The following is a 20588-nucleotide window of genomic DNA, read 5'->3' as shown; positions in this document are numbered from 1 at the left end:
TTTTGTTGTTGGTATAGAAAGATTACTCTGGCCTGAAAATCCATGTCCATCCCGTACCCCCCTCATTGTTGGGTACATACAGAATCATTTCATCCTCGGTCAGGGAGATAATCGTGTATACTCCATTGGGGTTTCCCCGAGGTGCTTCAGCCCCTAAAATATTGGCCCCTGTCACTGTCAAGGTCTGGTCGGTAACACTTAAAACAAAATTTCCTTCCACTGGATCCGCCGATGGCCCGGAATAATAGGTATAGTTGGCGGCACCATCCAAGTCAAATACCATTCTTCCTGCTGCATCAACGGGTGGACAACAATCTCCTGCTGCATTCCACCAAGCGGTCTGCCATGACGCTGGATCATTGTTGGGTGACATATACCACCACATTCCCCCATCGGGGTCTGGACCCCCGTCAAACACCCAGGTCTTCCCCAAAGCGGTCTCTTCTCCCACCAGATCGTACCAATCTTGATCTAGGGAATGGTCCAATTGATCGATCTGTACTTCTATGGTCTTGGAAAAAAACTCGGCCCCCAAGGTCCCTGTGAAGGTGAACGTTGCCGTTCCCGGTATAGGGTATATGAATTCGACCCTATCGGTATAGGCTCTTCCGAGGTTATAGTCCCAATACCCCGTAACACCTGGTGTTGTCATGTGAAGTTCAATCTGATTGCCCCCTTGTGTACTTTGAGTTGCCACAAGTTCCACTCCTGCCACATCGGTATTGTTCTCTAAATAGCTTCTGTCCTCTATAGGCTCACAGGACATTAGAGCGATGGCTGCGTATAAGCTCGCCAACATTATGATCGTGATTCTATTTTTTTTCATCTCTGTTGATTTGAGTTATTGTTTTAATCTACCAACCAGGATTCTGTTGATAAACCCCATTGGAAAGCCTGACCTCAGTTTCTGGTATAGGAACCAATCCCTTGGTCTCGGGTCTGTACTGCACACTATATTTTGCGTCTATTCCCGAGTTCCTAACATCGATGGTCTCTCCGAAGGCCGATTCCACATCGCCCCAACGTACCAAGTCAAACCATCTCAGTCCTTCGAATGCCAATTCGTGCATTCGCTCTTGCTTTATGGCATCCAAAGAGTATCCTACGGGCCCAAGGCCCACCCTTTGTCTGACCAAGTTAAGACCTGTATTGGTACCTGATATCTCCGAGTGCATCAGGAGCACATCGGCAAACCGCATCAATATATAATCCTGGGCCGCCCAGAGCTGCATGGGATCCCCGTGGTTCATGTCATAGAGATAGTAGAACATGCCCCGCACTCCATCGGCACCATCATGTTGAACGGTAGTATACTTTTTATTAAAATACCCTGTTTCATGGTCACCTTTGTCCGCCTCATATCCATCTGTTCCTTGATCTGCATTTCCCAATTCGATAATTGATCCCTCTTTTCGGGGATCGGCGTTGTCCCATTGGTTCCAGAGCTTCGGATTTACAGTACCCCAACCCCAGCCTTGTCCGAAAGGCACCATGGAGTTGTCCCTAATTCCAAAGAATAGGGGCATTCTGTTGTTGTATTTTTGACCCTCGCTCCAATCCCAGTTTCCGAAGGCATACCGAACCATGAACATGGTCTCGTAGTTTCCAGTACCAAAGGTTGGTGAGTGTCCATCCTGGCCCACCCATGATAGTCCTTCCGCATCTGCCCAAGGCAATACTACGGCTCCAGCACTTTGGTTGACGTAGGAATAAGGCCAAAGGTTCCTAAAGTCAGAGGCCAACCCATAACCACTATTATCTATACAGTTATTCAAATAGGCGAGTACCTCACTGCTTCCCAATGTGCCTCCCGAGGCCAATGGAAGCTGATCTGTGGCCTGCCCCTCGATGTTGGTCATATATCCTGTATAAAACAGGTATGCCCTTGCCAAGTATGCCTCGGCAACCCATTTGTTCGCATGCCCGTACTCAGAAGTCGGAATTTGCTGGAACTGAACTGTTGGCATAGTGTTGATTGCTGCGACAAAATCCTCAGCGATCTGGGCAAAAGTTTCGGTAAAAGATGATCTGGGCGCATCGCGAGGGTCGTCAATCTTAAGTATCAACGGCATACCACCAAAGAACTTGGCCGCCCTGAAATAATAGAAGGCCCTCATGAAATATGCTTCCCCAATGGCTTGGGCCTTGAATGTCTCTGCTTCTGTCGCTGTATCAAAATAGGATGAAAAATCAGCTTCCTCTGTTTTTTCCAAAATGGCGTTCGCCCTAGTGACCCCATTGTATGTCTGAATCCAAAGATCTCGATATGTATCTTCTTCCGGGTCTTGGAACTGATCTACATTCTTTGCCGATTTGTCATCGGGTCCGCCCCCGCCCAACATCATATCGGAGAGGAGGTTGGCCGCTATGGCCTCATCACTGTGCACCCCTCCCGTGTACATGGCATTATAAACCCCTGACATAGCCTCTTGAATGTCTTGTGGTGTCTGGTAAAAGTTATCCAGACTCTTTTCATACAGGTTGTCGGTCTCCAAAAAGTCCTCACTGCAACCTATCATAACAAACATGATGGTCAAGGACAAAAGATATATTGATTTTTTCATAGTGTATTTTAAAGATTAAAAGTCGATACTAAGCCCGAACATCACTGTCCTTGGCAGGGGATAAAGCCCTAGGTCTATTCCAGATGCCCAGCTGGCATCATGGCCAAAGGATACATCCGGATCCATTCCGTCGTACTTTGTGAAGGTGTACAGGTTGTTCACTGCACCATATATCCTTATTTCCGAGATGTAGTCTATATTCGAAAGATACCTGCCCAACTTGAAGCCGACCGTAAGGTTATTGATCCTGAGGAAATCGGCATCGTGCATATAGATGTCAGAGATAAAGTTGGTGTTCCTGTTGGACACCGAACTCATGCGCGGCAGTCTATTGGATGTGCCCGCCCCGTGCCATCTATCAAAAATTTCGGTCGTATAGTTTTGGTCAAAATTATCCGAAAAGGACCGGTAGGACTGCATTACTTGCATACCAAACTTTCCTGCCATGGTAATGTTGGTGAAAAAGCCCTTGTATTCCATGTCCAACTGGATGCCCAACTGGAAATCGGGGTTGGGATCGCCCAACATCACCTTGTCCGCCTCATCAATAATACCGTCTTGGTTTTGATCGACAAACCTTACGTCTCCTGGACGCTGATCACTAAAATATGGTGTCCCGTCGGTAGGTTTCACATAAGCATCCACTTCCTCCTGTGTCTGCAAGATTCCATCTGTCTGGTATCCATAGAAAAACCCTATGGGTTTGCCCACCTCGGCCCTGGACACTTCTGAAGTTCCCTGGGCCAGTACCGAACTGGGGCCATGTATGATCCCATCGGCATTTGCAATTCTGGTGATTTCATTCTTGTTGTACGATCCGCTCAGAGTGATCCCATATTTAAAATCATTGGCCGAATCGTTCCATGACAGCATTGCTTCCAATCCTGTGTTCTCGATATCCCCTCCATTCACATATGGGGCACCGGCACCCGATGTGCCTTGAATGGGTGCCACGACCAACCAATCCTTGGTGGTCTTTTTGTACCAATCGAACGTTAGTCCGAGCCTAGACTGTAGCAATCTCATGTCCACACCAAAGTTTAATTGTTCCGATGTCTCCCAAGTGACATCGGGATTTGTAACCCTTGCAGGAACCGCTGTTGGCTGGGAAATGGGCTTTGTGTCCCCGAAAAAATATCCCGGGTTCAGGTATGCTATGTTGGAGCTATAGATAAAATTATCTATGGACTGGTTTCCGTTTTGTCCCCAGCTGGCCCTTAGCTTGGCAAAGTCAAGTACCCCTTTGGCCCCTGACAGAAAATTCTCTTCTGTAAGGATCCATCCTGCCGAGAGGGATGGGAAATAGCCCCATCTGTTCCCTTTGGCAAAATTGGAAGAGCCATCGGCACGCATGGTGGCCGAAAGCAGGTATCTTTCCTTATAATTATATTGTGCACGTGCAATATAGGAGAGCAGTCCTCCACCACCTGCGGCGTTGTCCCTGCCCCAAGTGTCTATTGAGTTGACATCCGTCTTGTCCACATTGTCCAAATAGGCGTATTCGGGGAAACCGAAACGGGTGTTTGCCTTGGAACCGCCCACATTGGTGTTGATCTGGTTTTTGTACATCTCATACCCCACTAATGCATTGACCTGATGGTCCCCAAAGGAACGATCATAAGAAATGGTATTGGTCCAGGTCCAATTATTCCCAAGGTACTGGCTTTGTTCGGCCCGGTCGTTCGTATTGCTGTACAGTACCCCAAGGGCATAGGTGGGTGCCCAAGAACGACTATGTCCGAACCATGCATCGATACCATACGATGACCTTAATTTCAGGTTTTCGATGGGTTCAATCTCCAGATAGACGTTTCCAACCACTGTATTGTTCCGGTTGCCCAAATTGCTATAGTTGTGCCTATAATACATCACGGCCAATGGGTTTGTCTGATTGTTGGAAAGGCCGTCCAGGGTAGGGGTAAACCCATATTGATCGGGGGATTGGTCCCAATAGGCCGGCATCAATGGATTTTGTACCAATGCATTGTGGAGGTCGTTCCAATAGATGTTCCCCGTGGCCACGCTCCTGTTCTCACTATTGGTGTAGGTGAGGTTTTCCCCAAGGGTGATCAGGTCACGTTCATCTTTCTTGAAAAGGGTGAACTCCGTGTTCATCCGCAAAGTAAGTCGTTTGAAACCTGCATTGGTCAAGCTGCCCCCAAGGATACCTGTTTGGTCAAAATAGGACATGCCGAAGGCATATGTATTGTCTTCCCCTCCTCCGGTCACGTTGATGGTGTGGTTGGCGACCGGCGCATTTCTCGTGCTCATTTCATTTATCCAGTTGGTCCCTTGCCAACCATTTTGGAGCATGTCCCAAATATCGGCACCCAGTTGGGTTCCCAGATTGCCCGGATAGTTGGCGTTCAGCCATGCATTGTTCTGGAGAATTGCCTCCCAATTGTTGGGTTCCAGACCATCGTTCACCCTTCCTTCGTCCATGATATACATGTATTCCTGGGCATTTAAAGGGGAAACGTTCTTATAAATTTTCTGGAAACCATAATATGTATCATACCTCACATGGGCAGATCGGCCCCTTCTTCCCTTTCTGGTGGTGACCAGTATAACTCCATTGGCCGCCCGTGACCCATAGATTGCCGCAGATGCAGCATCCTTGAGCACGTCCATCGACTCTATGTCGGAAGAACTGAGATAATCGATGTTGCCCACTGCCACCCCATCCACAATGTAGAGTGGGGAGGAGTTGCCAATGGTCCCGAGTCCTCGGATGGTCACTTTGGTTCCTGCTCCCGGTTGTCCGCTGTTTCTCGTGACACTTACCCCAGGGGCAATACCTTGTAAGGCCTCCATGGCCGTGGCGGTGTTCAGCCCTTCAATATCGTCTCCCCCCACGTTTAGGTTCGCTCCTGTGGTCAAGGCCTTTTTTTGGACCCCGTAACCCACAACCACGACTTCTTCCAAGGATTCCAAAGACTCCTCAAGAACAATGTTAATGGCAGTTCTGCCATTCACGGCCACTGTTTGCGCCTCCATTCCTATATAGGAGAAGAATAGTTCATCGGTAGTCTTTACCCCTTGGAGGGCAAACTTTCCATCAAAATCAGTGCTTGTACCGTTCGTTGTCCCCTTTACCAATACGGACACTCCCGGTATGGGCATGCCATTTGTATCAGCAACGGATCCTGTCACGGTCACAGTCTGTGCCCACATGAATATCGGACAACATAGCACCAAAGCAATAATTAGTAATTTAGGATTTATCATTATGTAAGCAATTTTAGTTAGTATTTTGACAGAGTAGCAAAGGGCCTTTCAACATTCCTATAGCACATACATGATGAGGAAAATAAAAAGGCCAATAATTACGGCCACGAGAACTATTTCTGCGTATTCCCAATATTTTTCATAGAAATATTTTCGTTTCATCAAACAAATGTTAATTTTTTAATAATTACTCAATATCAAAATCGGCCCAGCAATCAATACAAATGTTGCAGAATTGGAAGAAAGATGCTTTTTGCTTCATATTTTATAGGGTATGGCACATTTGTTTTGGCGCTTTTTCTTCAACTTTTCAACAAACTGCCCTCTAGGGCATTGCCATTTCGTGTGATATGACATACTTTCTCAGGAAAAAGAGGTTAAAATTCGAGTAAGTAGTTAAAAGAAGGGCAGGGAACATTTCCGTCGTTTTTATGCGAGGTCCTGATCTGGACCACAATGTGGGCATAAAACGAAACGTTCATCCCTGAGCAATAGTAATGCCCAATCTATATCAGTCATCAAGGCTTGTGACATTAAAGATGGATTTGTAGTATGGGGTTCTTATGATATTTCAGGGCTGTTTTTTAGAGCAGCCAATTGGGTGGGGATGATTCCAAAATGTTGCTTGAAACATTTGGTGAAATAGGAAGGCGAGGAAAACCCTACCTTGTGGGACAACTCCCCGATATTGGTTTCCCCTCCATTTTCAAGAATCTGTTTGGCCACTTTCAATCGGACGCTTCTTATGAACTCCGAGGCTGTCATGCCTGAAAGGGTCTTGATTTTTCTATATAGCTGGCTTCGACTGAGTTTAAGCTCTGATGCCAAGGATTCTACTCCCAGAAGAGGGTCTCCAATATTGGTGTGGATATGTTCGAGTATTTTTTCAATAAATTCCTTGTCAACGGGATCCGTATGGCGGGATTCAACCTTTGTGCCAAGTTCTCCAAAGTATTTGTTGAAAATGAGCTGCCTAGTGGTGATCAATTGTGAAAGCCTGGTTTGCAACAATCTCATATCAAAAGGTTTCACCAAGTACTCATCCGCACCTTGTTCTATCCCTTCAATATGGTCGTCTGTCAATGATTTTGCAGTAAGCATCAAAACTGGGATATGGCTTGTCCGCATATCTCCCTTTATGCGTCTACAAAGCTCATATCCATCCATTTCGGGCATTATCACATCTGTTAGGATAACATCGGGCAACAGCTGTTTGGCCAACATAAGCCCTTCTTTGCCGTTTTTTGCAACCCTTGTCCTATAGTGGGCCGAAAGCTCTTTGAAGAGATAGTTTCTAAGTTCTGCATTATCCTCTACAATGAGCAGTGTGTGGGGACAAGCCGTTTGGCCGACCCTTTCCGATGGAACAAGTGCTGTTTGGATATCGGCATATAGGTTCATAGCCCCTTTAGGTATAGTAGGATCCTTCAAAATCTCCTGTTCGGTGAAGTGGGCATTCCCTGCGGGCAAAATGACCCTAAAGGTCGTTCCCTCTCCCAATCTGCTGTCCACCATCACTTTACCCTTGTGCAGTTTCACAAAGCTTTCCACTACTTCCAACCCTATTCCGGTCCCGCCATAGTAGGTATTGTTGAGATTCTGCACTTGATAAAAGCGTTCGAATATCTTTTCCAACTGGTCTTCATGGAGTCCTGGACCCGTATCCGATATGCTGAATTCCACTGCCTGGACCGGAACGACCGAATCCACTAATGGCAATAACACGGGTTCATCGTACCGATACATTTCAATATTGATAGATCCCCCATCTGGCGTCACCTTGAAGGCATTGGAAAGGATGTTGAAGGCTATCTTCTCCAACATATCCGAATCTGCCCAAAGTTCTATTTCCTGACATTGTGTGGTGATATCCATTTGTATGCCCCTGGACCGGGCCTCTTCCTTAAAATGGTCGGTGACCCTGCCCATAAAGTCACCAAGGCACAATTTGGATGCCCTTATCTCCACTTTGTTGATCTCCAATTTCCTAAAATCCAACAGCTCGTTCACCAATCTACTGAGCCTGTTGGTGTTCCTGTATATGGTCCTATGTTTTTCCCTGATGTCCTCGGGAAGTTGCAGGGCTGTATCTTTTAGAATATCCTTTAGCGGATTGACTATAAGTGTGAGCGGTGTCCTAAACTCATGGGATATGTTTGTGAAAAATTGGAACTTCCTTTCGTTCAGTTCCGCTTCCTGCAGTCTTTTCTCCCTTTCGTTGGATACCATTTGTCTTTCCTGTATCCTAATGTTCGTCACCCAGTTAAGCAGATAAAGGGCGGACAACAGCAATGTGACATATAAGATGATGGCCCAACTTGACTTCCACCAAGGCGGAAGCACTTTGATTGCCAATGTAAGGGGTGATTCGCTCCAAACACCATCATTGTTTGAGGCTTTCAATTTGAAGACATAGTTGCCAGGGGCTAGGTTGGTATATGTTGCACTCTTGACATTGCCCACATAGTTCCATGTTTTTTCGTACCCTTCCAGGTAATAGGCATAATTGTTCTTCTCTGGCCTTGTGTAGCTTATCCCGGCATACTCAATAGTGAAAACCGATTGCTTGTTGTTCAGAACAATGCTGTCGGATTCGGAGATGACCCTTGCCAAGGGGGACCCTTTTTCCAGTGGGGTGACCTTTTGGTTGAACAGTTTCAAGTCCTTTAGATACAGCGAAGGCCTGTCAGTATTTTTGATTATCTCCCCGGGATCGAAATAGTCAATCCCTTGGTAGCCTCCGAAATAGATCTGCCCTTTGTTATCCCTAAAAGTGGAATTCATATTATAATCATTGGAAAGAAGGCCATCGTTGATGGAATAGTCCGTGAACTTTCCAGTATCTAGCTCCATTTTGGTAATACCGGAGTTACCCCCCAACCATATGTTTCCCCTATCGTCCCCTATAATTCCACAAACATTCTCCTGCTTCTGCCCCTTGTAGGTATTGTACCAGATAAAAGTGCCAGAGGTTTTATCGTATCTGCAAACTCCTGCTCCTTTTGTGCCTATCCAGAGTATATCATCTTGGGTTTGATAGAGGGAAAGGATATGGTTGGCCGTCACAGGGTTGTCGTATTCCTTTTGCATACCTTCCTGTAAGCCTTTCACCCAAAGTTCCCCGTTCTTTGATTTGTAGACCCTATAAAGTCCCTTGGTCGTTCCCATCCAAAGATCACCATCGGTATCGAACAATATCTTCCATATGAAATACCCATTGGGACCATTCTGCCCAACGATATCGCCATGGTGCACAAAATCCCCTGTTCCGGGAGTATATGTGTAAAGCCCGCTACGGTAGGAACCAATCCAAATGTCACCATTGGGGCCTTCGTCGATACTCATCACCGTATTCGCCGTAAAAATGCCATTGGTGTTGTTTGGATTGTAATTTATGAAATGGGTAGACCCCCTTTTAAGAAAAAAGAGCCCTTTGTCCCAACTCCCAGCCCATAGGTTCTGATGGCTGTCCAAGAAAATCGTCTGTATGTAGTCGCTGGTCAGCCCCGAATAGGCCCCATGGGTCCTGGTATTGATGTGCGTGAAATGGTTTTTGTCCGGGTCATAGATATCAATCCCGCCACCATCCATACCTATAAAGAGTTTGCCGGACGAATCTTCCACTATGGATGTGACGGAACTTACCTGTAGGGAGTTTGGATTGTTGTAGAGGCTCTCCAATTCGGGAAACTTGTCAAATAACGGATCATACACGCTCAGTCCCTTATTATAATATCCCATCCAAATTTTGCCATCCCTATCCTCCAGCAAAGCCCAAATGGAATTGGACAGGATTCCTTTTTCATTTTCTTTGCTGTATAAATATCGCCTCCTTACCGATCCATTGGGGGCCATGTGAAAAAGCCCATCGTTTTCAGTTCCACAAAGCAGGCTACCATCGGAGAGTTTGGTCATGGAAAGAAATGTGTTCTGCGAAATGGGAAAATGATCGGCCCCCGAAAGCAAGCCATTTGAGTCCCTGTTCACCCTGTAGAGTCCTTGGGAAAAAGTTCCTGCCCAAATACGGTCCTCGCCATCAATGACCATGGATCTGATGACACCGCCTATACCAATTCCTTCTGATTGAACGCCCAACTGAACCGGAATCAGTGCCTTTTCATGAAGATCCAGTTTCAACAACCCGTGGTCAGTCCCTACGTATACCCGGTCTTTGCTGTCCCGCTGTATGGCATGGATAGTCAATTCGCCCCCGCCGGTCACTTTTGCTTCAACAAATTCCACCACATGTGTTACTGGGTCCATTTGCAACAACCCTTGTCCATAAGTGCCAATCAACAGATTTCCTCTGCCGTCCTCATTGAGACTGCTGACAGACACTTGCGAAGAGGTCCCATCGGCACTCGAAAGCCTGATTCTTTTGAATTGGTCCCGTTCGCGGTCATATAAATCCAATCCTTCATCAGTGCCGATCCATATTCGCCCCTTGGCGTCCTGATAGCTACAAATGACCAGACTGCTACTGATAGAGGTTTTGTCCCTGATGTCATTCTTATAGGAAACATGATCCATGCCATCATATCGATAGAGTCCCGAACCATTGGTTCCTACCCAAATAAAACCTTGATTGTCCTGCAAAATGGTATATATCCCTGCCTTGGACACATCTTTCATGACATTCACAAAACTGAAATCGTCAAAAGTGTCCTGTGGGAATGCCACATCCATGAAAAACACGACCAAGAAAAAGGAGAGCATTCGCTTCATATGGTGCAAGTACTGATGGAACAATATTGGATTGGTTCTTCACCTATTTGAAAAAATCTTGGGCATGGCTCACGCCACTTCTCGGTAGGCGTTGATTTGAGTTCCCAAAAATTTTAACTTCCTATTCTGAACCTCTTCAAAACCACGGAGTGATTTTGAATTTGCCAAAACAAGACACAATGTAATAATAATATGTTAAAATTTTAAACATAATGTTGTCAAAACCCCTGTTCCGGTCATTGACGGACTTTATCCATATGTTACATTCCCAACCATGAGGACCACATTCAACTTTATAGGAGGGCAGCTTGATAATCATGTAAATTTTGTAGAAAACCTGTTGTAAAGATCGTGGTATCTCCAAATATCGGAAGCTGCTCTGTCAAATGATTCCCTTGACATATTGTTCAAAAAGTATAGTATCCTATAGGATACTATACGTCAAAGGCATGCCTTTTTTTGAAAAAGTCAAATATTGTTTGTTTTGTGGAAGACCGGAATAGAAAAACGTGAAGTTTTATTCGTTATCTCATATAAGAGACAACGATGCGAAGTAATGCCAATTGCACCAATTGGCAACTTGTATAGGTTGCGATCATTATCGCTGGACTGACGTTCTTTTGGATTATTTTAAAAGCCTAGGGAGGGGAAAAGAGCTGATTTTGAAAACAGCCTTTTTGACATACTTCCCGACGTTTTAAACATTGCTCAAAAACCTGAAAAGAAAAGAATATCCTTTGGGCACTGAGGAAACAATGAAAAATCGAGCCCCATGGAAAATATCCAAACCTATTGCCTAGCTATTTTCTTAGGCATTTCCAAAGCAAAAATTTCCAAATAGGAATTTTGCTTTGACCCTCTATCTATTGAAATTGCTGATTTCAAAGCATAAAGGACAAGGCAACAAGGCCCTGGGATTTATACCTTTTACAGACCCCATGGAGTATCTAAGGGAAACACACCGTATGAGATTTTTATGTGTCAAAGACATATAATTCAACTCTGGTAAAATTTCTTAGTTAAAATTCGAGTTTATCCCCAAAAAAAGGTGATTTCCTCAAAAAAATACTACATCTTGATTTATCCGAATACATAATGATCTGCCAATCAATAGAAGTATACTCATTACATTGGGCGAGTTGATGAACAACATTGAGAAACCAGCTTCAGCCATCAACTACAACAAGGGCTGGATTTCCTGGTAAAAAAGCATTACAAGAAGTTTCACATTTCTAATTGCCGATGTAGAAGCACTAAGGTTTTCACATTTTTTTAAGAAAAAAAGCGAAAATACTCCCTCTCAGTCAAGAAATAATCCTTCTCAGAGCCAAAGTAATCCCTTACAGATCCATCATCCTCTTTAATTTTACCATTGTAAATCAAATGGTTATAAATAAAATGAAATGGAGCGCAAAACATAGTAGGATCATATTGGAGATCATATGTCTGTTGTACATCCTCCTTTTTACCTATGCCGCTGTCAGCAAACTGTTGGATTTTGAAAGTTTTCGCATTCAATTGGCCCAATCCCCCCTTCTTACCGCACATGCGGATTGGGTGGCCTGGACGGTTCCCCTTTCAGAACTCATCGTGGCAGGAATGCTTTTTGTTCCCCGGCTACGGTTTTGGGGGCTGAATGCCGCCTTTTTTTTAATGGTCATGTTCACCACCTATATTGTCATTATCCTGAACTTTACCGACTTCATCCCCTGTTCCTGCGGTGGTGTCCTGGAGGATTTGGGATGGACCGAACATTTGGTCCTCAATCTCCTTTTTGTGCTTTTGGCACTCATCGGAATACTTCTATTGAACCCAAAGGGAAGCTACAGAAGAAACCAAGGCCAACAGCGGAACAATCCTTCGGAACTAAAGAAATTGACGGGCAGACCGCTTGTAATCATAGGGGGACTTGCCTTGGGCAGTATGGCCCTGGTGACGGGCCTATTTCTATCGAGCGAGAATATGGTCCATCATCGGAACAATTTCACCCGCCGTTATCCCCACCACCCCATAAAACGCACCCATGAACTGGGCCTGGGCTTCAATTCCTATTACTTGGCCGGAGCTGGCCAAGGCAGGATATTTTTGGCCAATCCCACTTCCCCGCTCCATATGGTGGTCAGTGATACCACATTAAGGGACACCCTACACATCCAAATGAAGATCCCCCATCAAAATATAGGTTTTCGGTCCATCAAGACCGTTGTACACCCTCCCTATTTCTATTTCATGGACGGCACGGTACCCACCATATTCAGGGGCGGTACCGATACCTGGGCCGCCAATCCCATATTAAGGGGCGAAGCCTATTTTTCATTGGCGGTTCCCCTGTCCCCCAACACTTTTGCCATACGGGCACGCAGTACCCAAAACAACGAAAATGAACTTGGGTTGGTCCGGTTGGGGGACAGCATCCCATTGTCGTTGAAGCCCGACATCCTTCAAAAACAGGTGGACGGCGTCTTTGATACCGATGGGGTATTGTTGCACGACCCGGTATCGAACCAAGTGGTATATGTGCATTATTATCATAACAAGGTCATTTTGGCCGATACCCTATTGCAGAGGACACGCTTTGGCCGGACCATCGATACCATCAGTTTTCCCCAAATAAAGGTGGCCACACTTCAAAAGAGTGATCAACGAAAAATGGCGGCCCCTCCCTTGATCGTCAACAAAAGGGCCGCGGTCAGCAACGGCCTTCTCTTTGTCCAGGGAAATCTCCTGGGTAGGAACGAATCCGAATTTATGTGGAACAGGGCCTCGGTCATAGACGTTTACGATCTAATGGACTTAAGCTATGTCCTCAGTTTTTATGTGCATCATATACGGAAAGAACCCCTGAAGGATTTTTTGGTCTCCGATGGAAATTTCATCGGGATCTTTGACCAGACCCTGGTCACCTATAAACTGCAAGGGCCGCCTTTTGATAACATAAGGGCAAAGGCCCATAACGATACACTTGCAATAAGGCAGGATTAGACAGAAAAACCGGCGCTAATGGGACAAAAGGCCCAAAGTGCGGGATAAAGATATCCGGATGCTCCGCATCAAGGTCCAAGGCCTATCACCTTGTTGTTGGAGCTGAACAAAAGCATGGGTCTTAATTTTAAATTCTATTATTATGAGAAAAAACCTTTTTAAAACAATCATGCCCGCTATAGCAATCGTTTTTGCCGTGGCGGCCGCCTTTGCCACACAGGCAAAGACTGAAAGCAGTTCCGCCCTTGTGGATGCGTACATCCCCATGGGGCCTGGACAGCCTTGTGAAAATACAGGGCTGAAATGTGAGACAATTCAGACCGAATTCATCTGTACCGTCAATGACCAACAGGCATTTGGACTTAGAAATCCATCTGATGATACCAGTTGCAGTGTTGACCTATACTACCCTGAACAGTAGTATCGGAATAGGTTTGTAAGCAAGAGGTGCACTGCTAAAGTGGTGCACCTCTTGTGCTGTTCACACTAGATATCCTTGTTCAACATCCATGCTTTTTTTGGGCTTCCCTTTAGATAATGGTCCATCCACTCACTCATCCGCCTTACAAGATCTCTTTTGTTTTCCTCGCTCAAAATGGTATGCTGTTCTCCAGGATACACTAGGAGTACATGCTCCTTTTGGAGCCGTCTCAGCGCCAAGAAAAGTTCTACACTCTGGTGCCAGGACACGTTTGGGTCTTCCTTACCGACCCAGGCCAACAAGGGAGTGTTCATCCCATGCACGTTATAGACCGGCGAATTACCGGCAAAGCCCTCAAAATCCTCCTTAAAACTGTCGCCCATACGAAACTGATGGTGCTCATAACGCCAAGCCTCTCCCTGTCCGCTCTTTTCATTTATGGAGAGGTACCGGCTTACAATATCCGTTATTGCAGCGCCGGCAATTGCAGTTGCGAACAGATTGGTTTGGGAAATGATATAGGTCGTTTCAAAACCACCGAAGGATGCCCCGTACAGGCCAACCCTTTCAGGGTCGGCAAGACCCATGTCAATTACCTTGTTGACCGCCGACACCACACAGTCCAGCGCACTCTCACCGGTCTTTCCCAATTCATATCGGATATTCGGATAAAGTACCAAGTATCCCTTGGATGCCAGGACCGATGGGTTCATGTAGTCGGTAGTGATGGACTCCGTGGGAACAACGGACTTATATAGTCTGCCCAGTTGTTCCTCATAAATACGTACCACCATGGGGTATTTTTGTCCGGGATCGTAATTGGCCGGATGGACCAATACACCTTTTAACGTATCTCCTTTCTTGTTTTGATAATCGATCAATGAGGACCTGCCCCATGCGTATTCCTTTTGAAAGGCGTTGGGCACTGCCAAGGTCCTGGGGTCCTGTCCCATTTTGAGGTGGACCAGTCGGGTCGGTTCTTCAAAGGTTTCTTCCAGATAAATATAAACCCCCGTACTATCGGCCGTTTTTAACCCATAGAACCTTTTTGGTCCATAAACCAAGGTTTGAGTTCCCTTGTCCGCTCCCCATAAAAAGTAACCAGAGTTCAGGTCATCCCCTGACCCTTGAAGTACCAATCCCTTACCCAGATCAAATCTCCCACCCATAAATGCGGGGAATGAGTGGGCATACGGTTCCATAATACTGCTTACATGGATCCGGTACCGGATCCCTTTTTCCCTTCCCCGGGTCAACCGCTCGCGGTGCCTTCCGTCGACCGTAACCTTCCAAATGTCATAACGGTCATAAACAAGCACCTCCTTCCCTGTTTTTCCCCAACCTGGGCTCCCATAGGCCACGACATTGTCACTATTGTCCCTTTCCACATAGGACCAATCCCTGTCCAGGCCCTGGGTCAAGTTGATGTGCCGCTCCGCTTTTACATCATATAACCACCAATTTCCCTTTTTGAAATATTTCAGGTACCTACCATCGATCGACATGGTCAAATATTTTACCTGATAGGTCAGTTCATCTACGACGAGTTGTTTTTTCCCAGTTTCCAGGTCGGTGATATAAAAATCCAGATCTGCATTGCGCTTGTATTGGGGTTCATTGTCCCAAAGGTTAAAGGACAACACCTGCGAGAAATCGGGAATGGGCACTACGTTGGGGTGCATGGGGCTTCCTATTCGTTGGACCCGGTCGGCCCCCGGTCTCCAGATGTGGTCATATGGTCGGATTGATTCCATGCCCAATGCCTTCCTTCTGGGATAGATCAACTTGTCCATTGAATGCCATATCTCCACATTGGGTTCCCCCTCTTTGCTTTTCTCCACCATGGACCTGCCCTTGAACAGCACCTTGGAACCATCAGGGGAAATCAATAACCGTTGGTCCGCCACCATCAGCGTATCACTATTTCCCGGCCCCAAGCGGGACCATTGCCCCATGGGACCCATCCTGTGGAAATAAAGGATGAGACGATCTTTGGACCCGCTTTCCTTCTGAAGGAATGCAAAACTGTTGCCCGACGGGGCCCAGACCAGTTGTTGGAACGGAAATTTGGATGTCCTCAACAAAGTGGGCTTTGATTTCCCCGAACCCAAATCCAAGAGATGGAGGGTATACCTGTCCCTTTTTTTTCTGACAAAGAGGAGTTTTTCACCCTTGGGGGAAATCAAATGGGTCTCCACCGCGGCCAAACGGTATACTCTTCCGGTCCCCCAAAAACGTATTTCAAGACTTTGTCCCTTGTTTTCCTCTCCCGTCCTTTTTATCAAGGCCCATGTTCCTTTTTGGCCCATTTCATAACCTAGGACAGGTCCTATTTTCTCTATCTTTCCGTCGTCAAGCTCCTGTACGAGCAAAGTGTTCCCTTTTTTGACCAAAACCTTGCTTCCATCAGGACTGAAATCCGGACGTCCCCCACCAGGGTGAGCATATTGGTCCTTCCCATCCGTGGAGCGTATAAAAAGGGTGTCCTGGCCATAATCATACTGCTTTGTGTAGGAGACCCATTGGCCATCATCGGAAATTTGGGGCATCAAAAGGGTACTCCAACGGTGATAGTCCTGTGGGGTCAGGTTTTTTTTTGATGGTACCTGCCCCCATAGGAGGCAGGTGGCTAACATCAATAAAAAAAATGAAAACAAACCTTGACGGTTTACCTTTGGCCGTCCCTTTTTCATTGAAAAGTCGAACCAGTGTCTTTTAATAACCATCATTCTGGGGCCTCAGATTAGGGTTTGCCAATAGTTCCGATTGCGGTATGGGAAACAGTAGGTGGCCCTCTTGCCAATTGGGCTTGAGCGGAGCTAACACCTCTCCTGCTTTTTGAAGGCGCCTGAGATCAAACCAACGGTGGCCAAACTCAGTAAAAAGCTCATACCTTCTCTCCCGCAACAGGGTAGATTCCAGTTCTTCCCCATTCAGTCCTCCGAGATCTGGAAGACCCGCACGTCCACGGACCTTGTTCAGATCGGCCATGGCTCCGTCAAGATCCCTCAATTGCATACGGGCCTCCGCCCTTATCAAATAAAGCTCGCCCAATCGCAATACTACGGAATGTTCGACCGAACTTCCCGAAGGCCCCCTAGTCCTGTATTTGTAAGGGTGGTACCAAATATCGTTTCCATCCGTAACACTCTTTGTCCATTGAACTGCTCGCTGATCATTAATGGCAAAACCATCCATAAAGGGTCGGGAGAGGGCCCCCATTGTGGGAGGCCCCTGCTCAAATATAAATGTCAGCGCCTCCAATGTGTTGTTGCCCGGTGTTCCTGGGCTCAATTGCCATAGGATACCTTTGCTCCCCTTCAAGAACACCTTGCCAAGATCTTCTTCCCAGACATATTGGCCCGTTGCCCCAAGGACGGTATCCGTAGCGGAAAGTGCATCTTCCCAATACCCAAAATAGAGTTGTATCCTGGCCAAAAGGGCCATGGCTACAAATCGGTTTGCCCTAGTCCTATCAACTGTCACATATTCGGTGGGAAGCAATTCCATGGCCCCTGTCAGATCGCGGACCAGATGTTCGTGTATCACCGAGCTCCCCAATTTCCCTATGGTCGCATTTTCCATATGGTCTGTCCGGGTCACATAGGGTATGTCGCCAAATAGCTGGGAAAGGTAAAAATGGATGAACCCCCTAAGGAAAAGGGCCTCTCCCTTTATCTGTACCCTCTGGTCCTCAAGCAGGGACGTATTTTCCTCCAGACCTTCCAAAATGGAGTTACAGGCATAGATCAGGTTGTAGCTGTCGTTCCACAATGTAGCCACTTCGGAATTGGTCGCCAACACGGAATGGATGCTAAAGTCATACAGGGCCGCGGTCTCCGAACCATAATAGTCCAGTTCGTCCGCATAGTGTCCAAGAATATTGCCAATGCCACGGGAGCCGCCAGTGATCAGGGTCTGGTCTCTAAGGGACGCGTAGATATTTGCCAAGGCAGCCGTGGCCGTGGCGTAATCGTTAAAAACGGCCTCTCCTGTCAATTGGGAGGGTGGAAGTTCCATTTCAACAAAGTCCGTGCACCCCACTATCATAGGGAACCAGAGTGTCAGATAAAGCCTGAACATTAATCGTTGTTTTTTCATTGCAAAGAGGTTTTATGTTAAAATGTAAGTTTAGTGCCCAGGGCAATCTGTCTCAATGGGGGCAATCGACCACCTCCCACAAATTCAGGGTCGCCCCAACGGTACCCCGTAATTGTCAATAGGTTCTGGCCCTGCAGATAAAGGGTACAATCCATGCCTCTATCTTTATTGGGCAGGTCGTACACCAGCGATATGGTCTTCAATCTCACATATGAGGCGTCTGACAGGGCCATATTGCTGCTACTATAACGGTTGAAGCCCTGTACAGCAAGTGTATTGCGTCCGGTGGTATATCGCTGGATTGGGCCGTTGTCCCCTGTCTCCCGCCAACGGTCCAGTACATCGATCGGTTTGTTCGACATCAATCCGGGATAGCTCCCGTTGAAAATATAGTTCCAGTTCTGTTGCTTGTTGAACTGAATAAGAAAATCCATTGCAAAAGGGCCAATGCCAAAACTGTTCACTATGCCCCCAAAATAATCGGGGCTCACATCCCCGATCCATTGCTGGTCGTTCGGTGCCGAAATAACACCGTCCCCATCATAGTCCCTGAACCGGTAGACACCGGTAGCTGGGTCCACACCGGTACTTAAATACAGTTTACGTATGCCCAATGGTTCTCCCACCACTAGGCGGTTGGCATAGGTAGAGGCCTCCAGTCCAGGAAAGGAAATCAATTTGTTGTTGGGGATGCTCAGGTTCATGCCCAGTTTCCATTTGAATTTTGGGGAATCCCATAATCGGGAAGTAATCTCCAGTTCAAATCCCCTGTTCTGGACCACAGCATCCAGATTGGCCTGTAGGCTGGTGAAACCGGTCGTGCCCGGCATGGGAATGCCCACCAGTTGATTGGAGGACCGGTTGCGGTAATAATTGCCCGCCAACAGGATACGGTCCCTCCAGAGACCAAGCTCCAGCCCAACCTCCAATTTATCATTGCGCTCCCATCCAAAATCGGGATTGAACAGACGGGAAGGCACCAATGTTTCGATCCCATCATAATTGACCCCTCCCAAGCTATAACTCTCAAAAAATTGATAGTCTCCTATCTGGTCGTTCCCCGTGGTCCCGTAACTGCCCCTTAATTTTCCAAAGCTCAAAAAAGGAAACGCTCCCTTGATCAAGCTTTCTTCCGAAAACAGCCATGCGGCCCCAATGGCCCCAAAATTGGCGAACTGCCTACCGGGACCAAAACGGGAGGAACCATCACGCCTGCCGGTTAGGTTCAGGATATACTTCTTTTGATAGTTCAAGTTAATCCTTCCAAAAACAGCCTGGTATCTATATGAATCATGCGTGTTCCGGTCCACATCCATAAAATTGGCAGCAGAGATGTCACCCAAAAGATGGTTGCTTGAAAAACCTTCCACATCCATAAAATTGGCAGCAGAGATGTCACCCAAAAGATGGTTGCTTGAAAAACCTTCCCCATAAAGCCCCAATTGCTCTTTCTCCTCTTGTTGGAAAGTGCTTCCCACCAAAACATCAAGTTTGAGCCCTTTTGCCCGGCCTTGCCATTGCAACTGGGGTTCCAAGATCCAAGATGCCCGGGATGCATTTCCCTTATAAACGACTGAATATCGGCTATCGGCCCCGAAATAGGGATTGTATCTGGTCGAGGGCAGGACCCTACTGTCCCTCATCCGTGTATCGGTATAGCCCATGTTCAACTTGGCCATGAAGCCTTTGAAAACCTTATAGGTGGCGACACCATTTGTGGTCAGGGTCTTGGAATTGGAGGAAAAACGGCTTTCCAAATCTGCCAAGGGATTGTTCCAGGTATTTTCGGCCCAGTTCAGTTCCCCATAATCATCATAAAGTGCAGGGGCGTTGGGGGCCAGGGTACGGGAGGTAAAGGTAAGGTCAGCTGCGGGCAGGTCGTTGTCATCGAGAACATAGTTTCCGGAGAAATGCAGCTTGAAACGTCCATCTTCAGAACTATGGTCCAAATTCAACAGGACACTTCCCTTTTGATAACCGGACTCCCCTGGAAAAACAGTATTCTCCCTTTGATAGGTCCCGCTCATCAGGTAACGGGTGCCATTGCTGCCGCCGGATACGGATGCCTGTGCCATGGTCCTGTGCACCGTTCCCCCGATCAGCTCCTTTTGCCAATCGGTGTACCGGCCCTGATCCCAATTACCGTTCACATCATGGGCATTGGCGGGGTAGTCTTCGGTGCCATCATTGGCAAAGGCCTCCCTTCTCATTTCCAAGTACTGCGGCGTGTTCAACAGGGCCATGAACCGGGTGACCCTGCCCAGACTGGTATTGAGGTGGATGTTGACCTCTGCCTTGCCAGACCGCCCCTTTTTTGTGGTGATCAAAACCACCCCATTGGCGCCACGGGACCCATAAATGGCGGTGGCATCCGCATCTTTCAGGACCTCTACCTTTTCAATGTCGGCAGGATTGATTCCATTGAGCGGGCTTATGCTCCCTCCCAGGATTCCCGAGGTCTGGGTATTGTTGATCGGGTCGGAGGCAAAGTGCAAAAAACGGGCATAGTATACCACCTTCGGCGGATTAAACTGAGCCACCCGCGGCGGACCAAAGTGAGCATAGTG

At 46.9% G+C, this 20588-nt stretch carries 9 protein-coding genes; 2 read left to right on the top strand and 7 right to left on the bottom strand.

Annotated elements, in window-relative coordinates; all coding sequences use genetic code 11:
- Nucleotides 1–22: 22 nt before the first annotated feature.
- The 4 genes from DB398_RS00045 to DB398_RS00030 all read right to left on the bottom strand — a co-directional run bounded on the left by DB398_RS00045 (nt 23) and on the right by DB398_RS00030 (nt 10517).
- On the bottom strand, nt 23–826 hold the full coding sequence (locus DB398_RS00045) for a hypothetical protein (RefSeq protein WP_108422368.1): 804 nt from the start codon (nt 824–826) through the stop codon (nt 23–25).
- A gap of 28 nt (nt 827–854) precedes the next feature.
- Nucleotides 855–2564, bottom strand: coding sequence for a RagB/SusD family nutrient uptake outer membrane protein (locus tag DB398_RS00040; protein WP_108422367.1), 1710 nt, complete (start codon nt 2562–2564; stop codon nt 855–857).
- Between the two features lie 15 nt (nt 2565–2579).
- Nucleotides 2580–5738 (bottom strand): SusC/RagA family TonB-linked outer membrane protein, encoded by a 3159-nt coding sequence (locus DB398_RS00035; protein WP_108422366.1) that lies wholly within the window; start codon nt 5736–5738, stop codon nt 2580–2582.
- A gap of 615 nt (nt 5739–6353) precedes the next feature.
- Complete coding sequence (locus DB398_RS00030; protein ID WP_108422365.1) at nt 6354–10517, bottom strand: two-component regulator propeller domain-containing protein; 4164 nt, start codon at nt 10515–10517, stop codon at nt 6354–6356.
- A gap of 1398 nt (nt 10518–11915) precedes the next feature.
- Between DB398_RS00030 and DB398_RS18405 the strand changes: the two genes are divergently transcribed.
- On the top strand, nt 11916–13499 hold the full coding sequence (locus tag DB398_RS18405) for a MauE/DoxX family redox-associated membrane protein (RefSeq protein ID WP_199913333.1): 1584 nt from the start codon (nt 11916–11918) through the stop codon (nt 13497–13499).
- 142 nt (nt 13500–13641) lie between these two features.
- Entirely contained in the window at nt 13642–13920 is a 279-nt protein-coding gene (locus DB398_RS00020; protein WP_108422364.1) for a DUF6520 family protein, read from the top strand.
- 65 nt (nt 13921–13985) lie between these two features.
- On the opposite strand, the gene DB398_RS00015 is transcribed toward DB398_RS00020, so the two are convergent.
- The 3 genes from DB398_RS00015 to DB398_RS00005 all read right to left on the bottom strand — a co-directional run.
- On the bottom strand, nt 13986–16556 hold the full coding sequence (locus DB398_RS00015; RefSeq protein WP_159076271.1) for a S9 family peptidase: 2571 nt from the start codon (nt 16554–16556) through the stop codon (nt 13986–13988).
- Between the two features lie 79 nt (nt 16557–16635).
- Nucleotides 16636–18021 (bottom strand): RagB/SusD family nutrient uptake outer membrane protein, encoded by a 1386-nt coding sequence (locus DB398_RS00010; protein ID WP_108422362.1) that lies wholly within the window; start codon nt 18019–18021, stop codon nt 16636–16638.
- 17 nt (nt 18022–18038) lie between these two features.
- Nucleotides 18039–20588, bottom strand: a 2550-nt coding sequence (locus DB398_RS00005; protein WP_108422361.1) for a SusC/RagA family TonB-linked outer membrane protein, incomplete at its 5' end; no start/stop codon positions are given.

The organism is Flagellimonas amoyensis, from assembly GCF_003058265.1.
In the GTDB taxonomy this organism is placed as follows: domain Bacteria; phylum Bacteroidota; class Bacteroidia; order Flavobacteriales; family Flavobacteriaceae; genus Flagellimonas; species Flagellimonas amoyensis.
Note: the sequence above shows the minus strand (reverse complement) of the source record. Positions and strands in the feature narration are given on the sequence as shown.

What these genes read in the sequence shown, in the direction of transcription:
- DB398_RS00020 (WP_108422364.1), top strand. Translation starts at nt 13,642, where the DNA reads ATGAGAAAAAACCTTTTTAAAACAATCATGCCCGCTATAGCAATCGTT.
- DB398_RS00010 (WP_108422362.1), bottom strand. Translation starts at nt 18,021, where the DNA reads ATGAAAAAACAACGATTAATGTTCAGGCTTTATCTGACACTCTGGTTC.
- DB398_RS00045 (WP_108422368.1), bottom strand. Translation starts at nt 826, where the DNA reads ATGAAAAAAAATAGAATCACGATCATAATGTTGGCGAGCTTATACGCA.
- DB398_RS00040 (WP_108422367.1), bottom strand. Translation starts at nt 2,564, where the DNA reads ATGAAAAAATCAATATATCTTTTGTCCTTGACCATCATGTTTGTTATG.
- DB398_RS00030 (WP_108422365.1), bottom strand. Translation starts at nt 10,517, where the DNA reads ATGAAGCGAATGCTCTCCTTTTTCTTGGTCGTGTTTTTCATGGATGTG.
- DB398_RS00015 (WP_159076271.1), bottom strand. Translation starts at nt 16,556, where the DNA reads ATGTTAGCCACCTGCCTCCTATGGGGGCAGGTACCATCAAAAAAAAAC.
- DB398_RS00035 (WP_108422366.1), bottom strand. Translation starts at nt 5,738, where the DNA reads ATGTGGGCACAGACTGTGACCGTGACAGGATCCGTTGCTGATACAAAT.
- DB398_RS18405 (WP_199913333.1), top strand. Translation starts at nt 11,916, where the DNA reads ATGAAATGGAGCGCAAAACATAGTAGGATCATATTGGAGATCATATGT.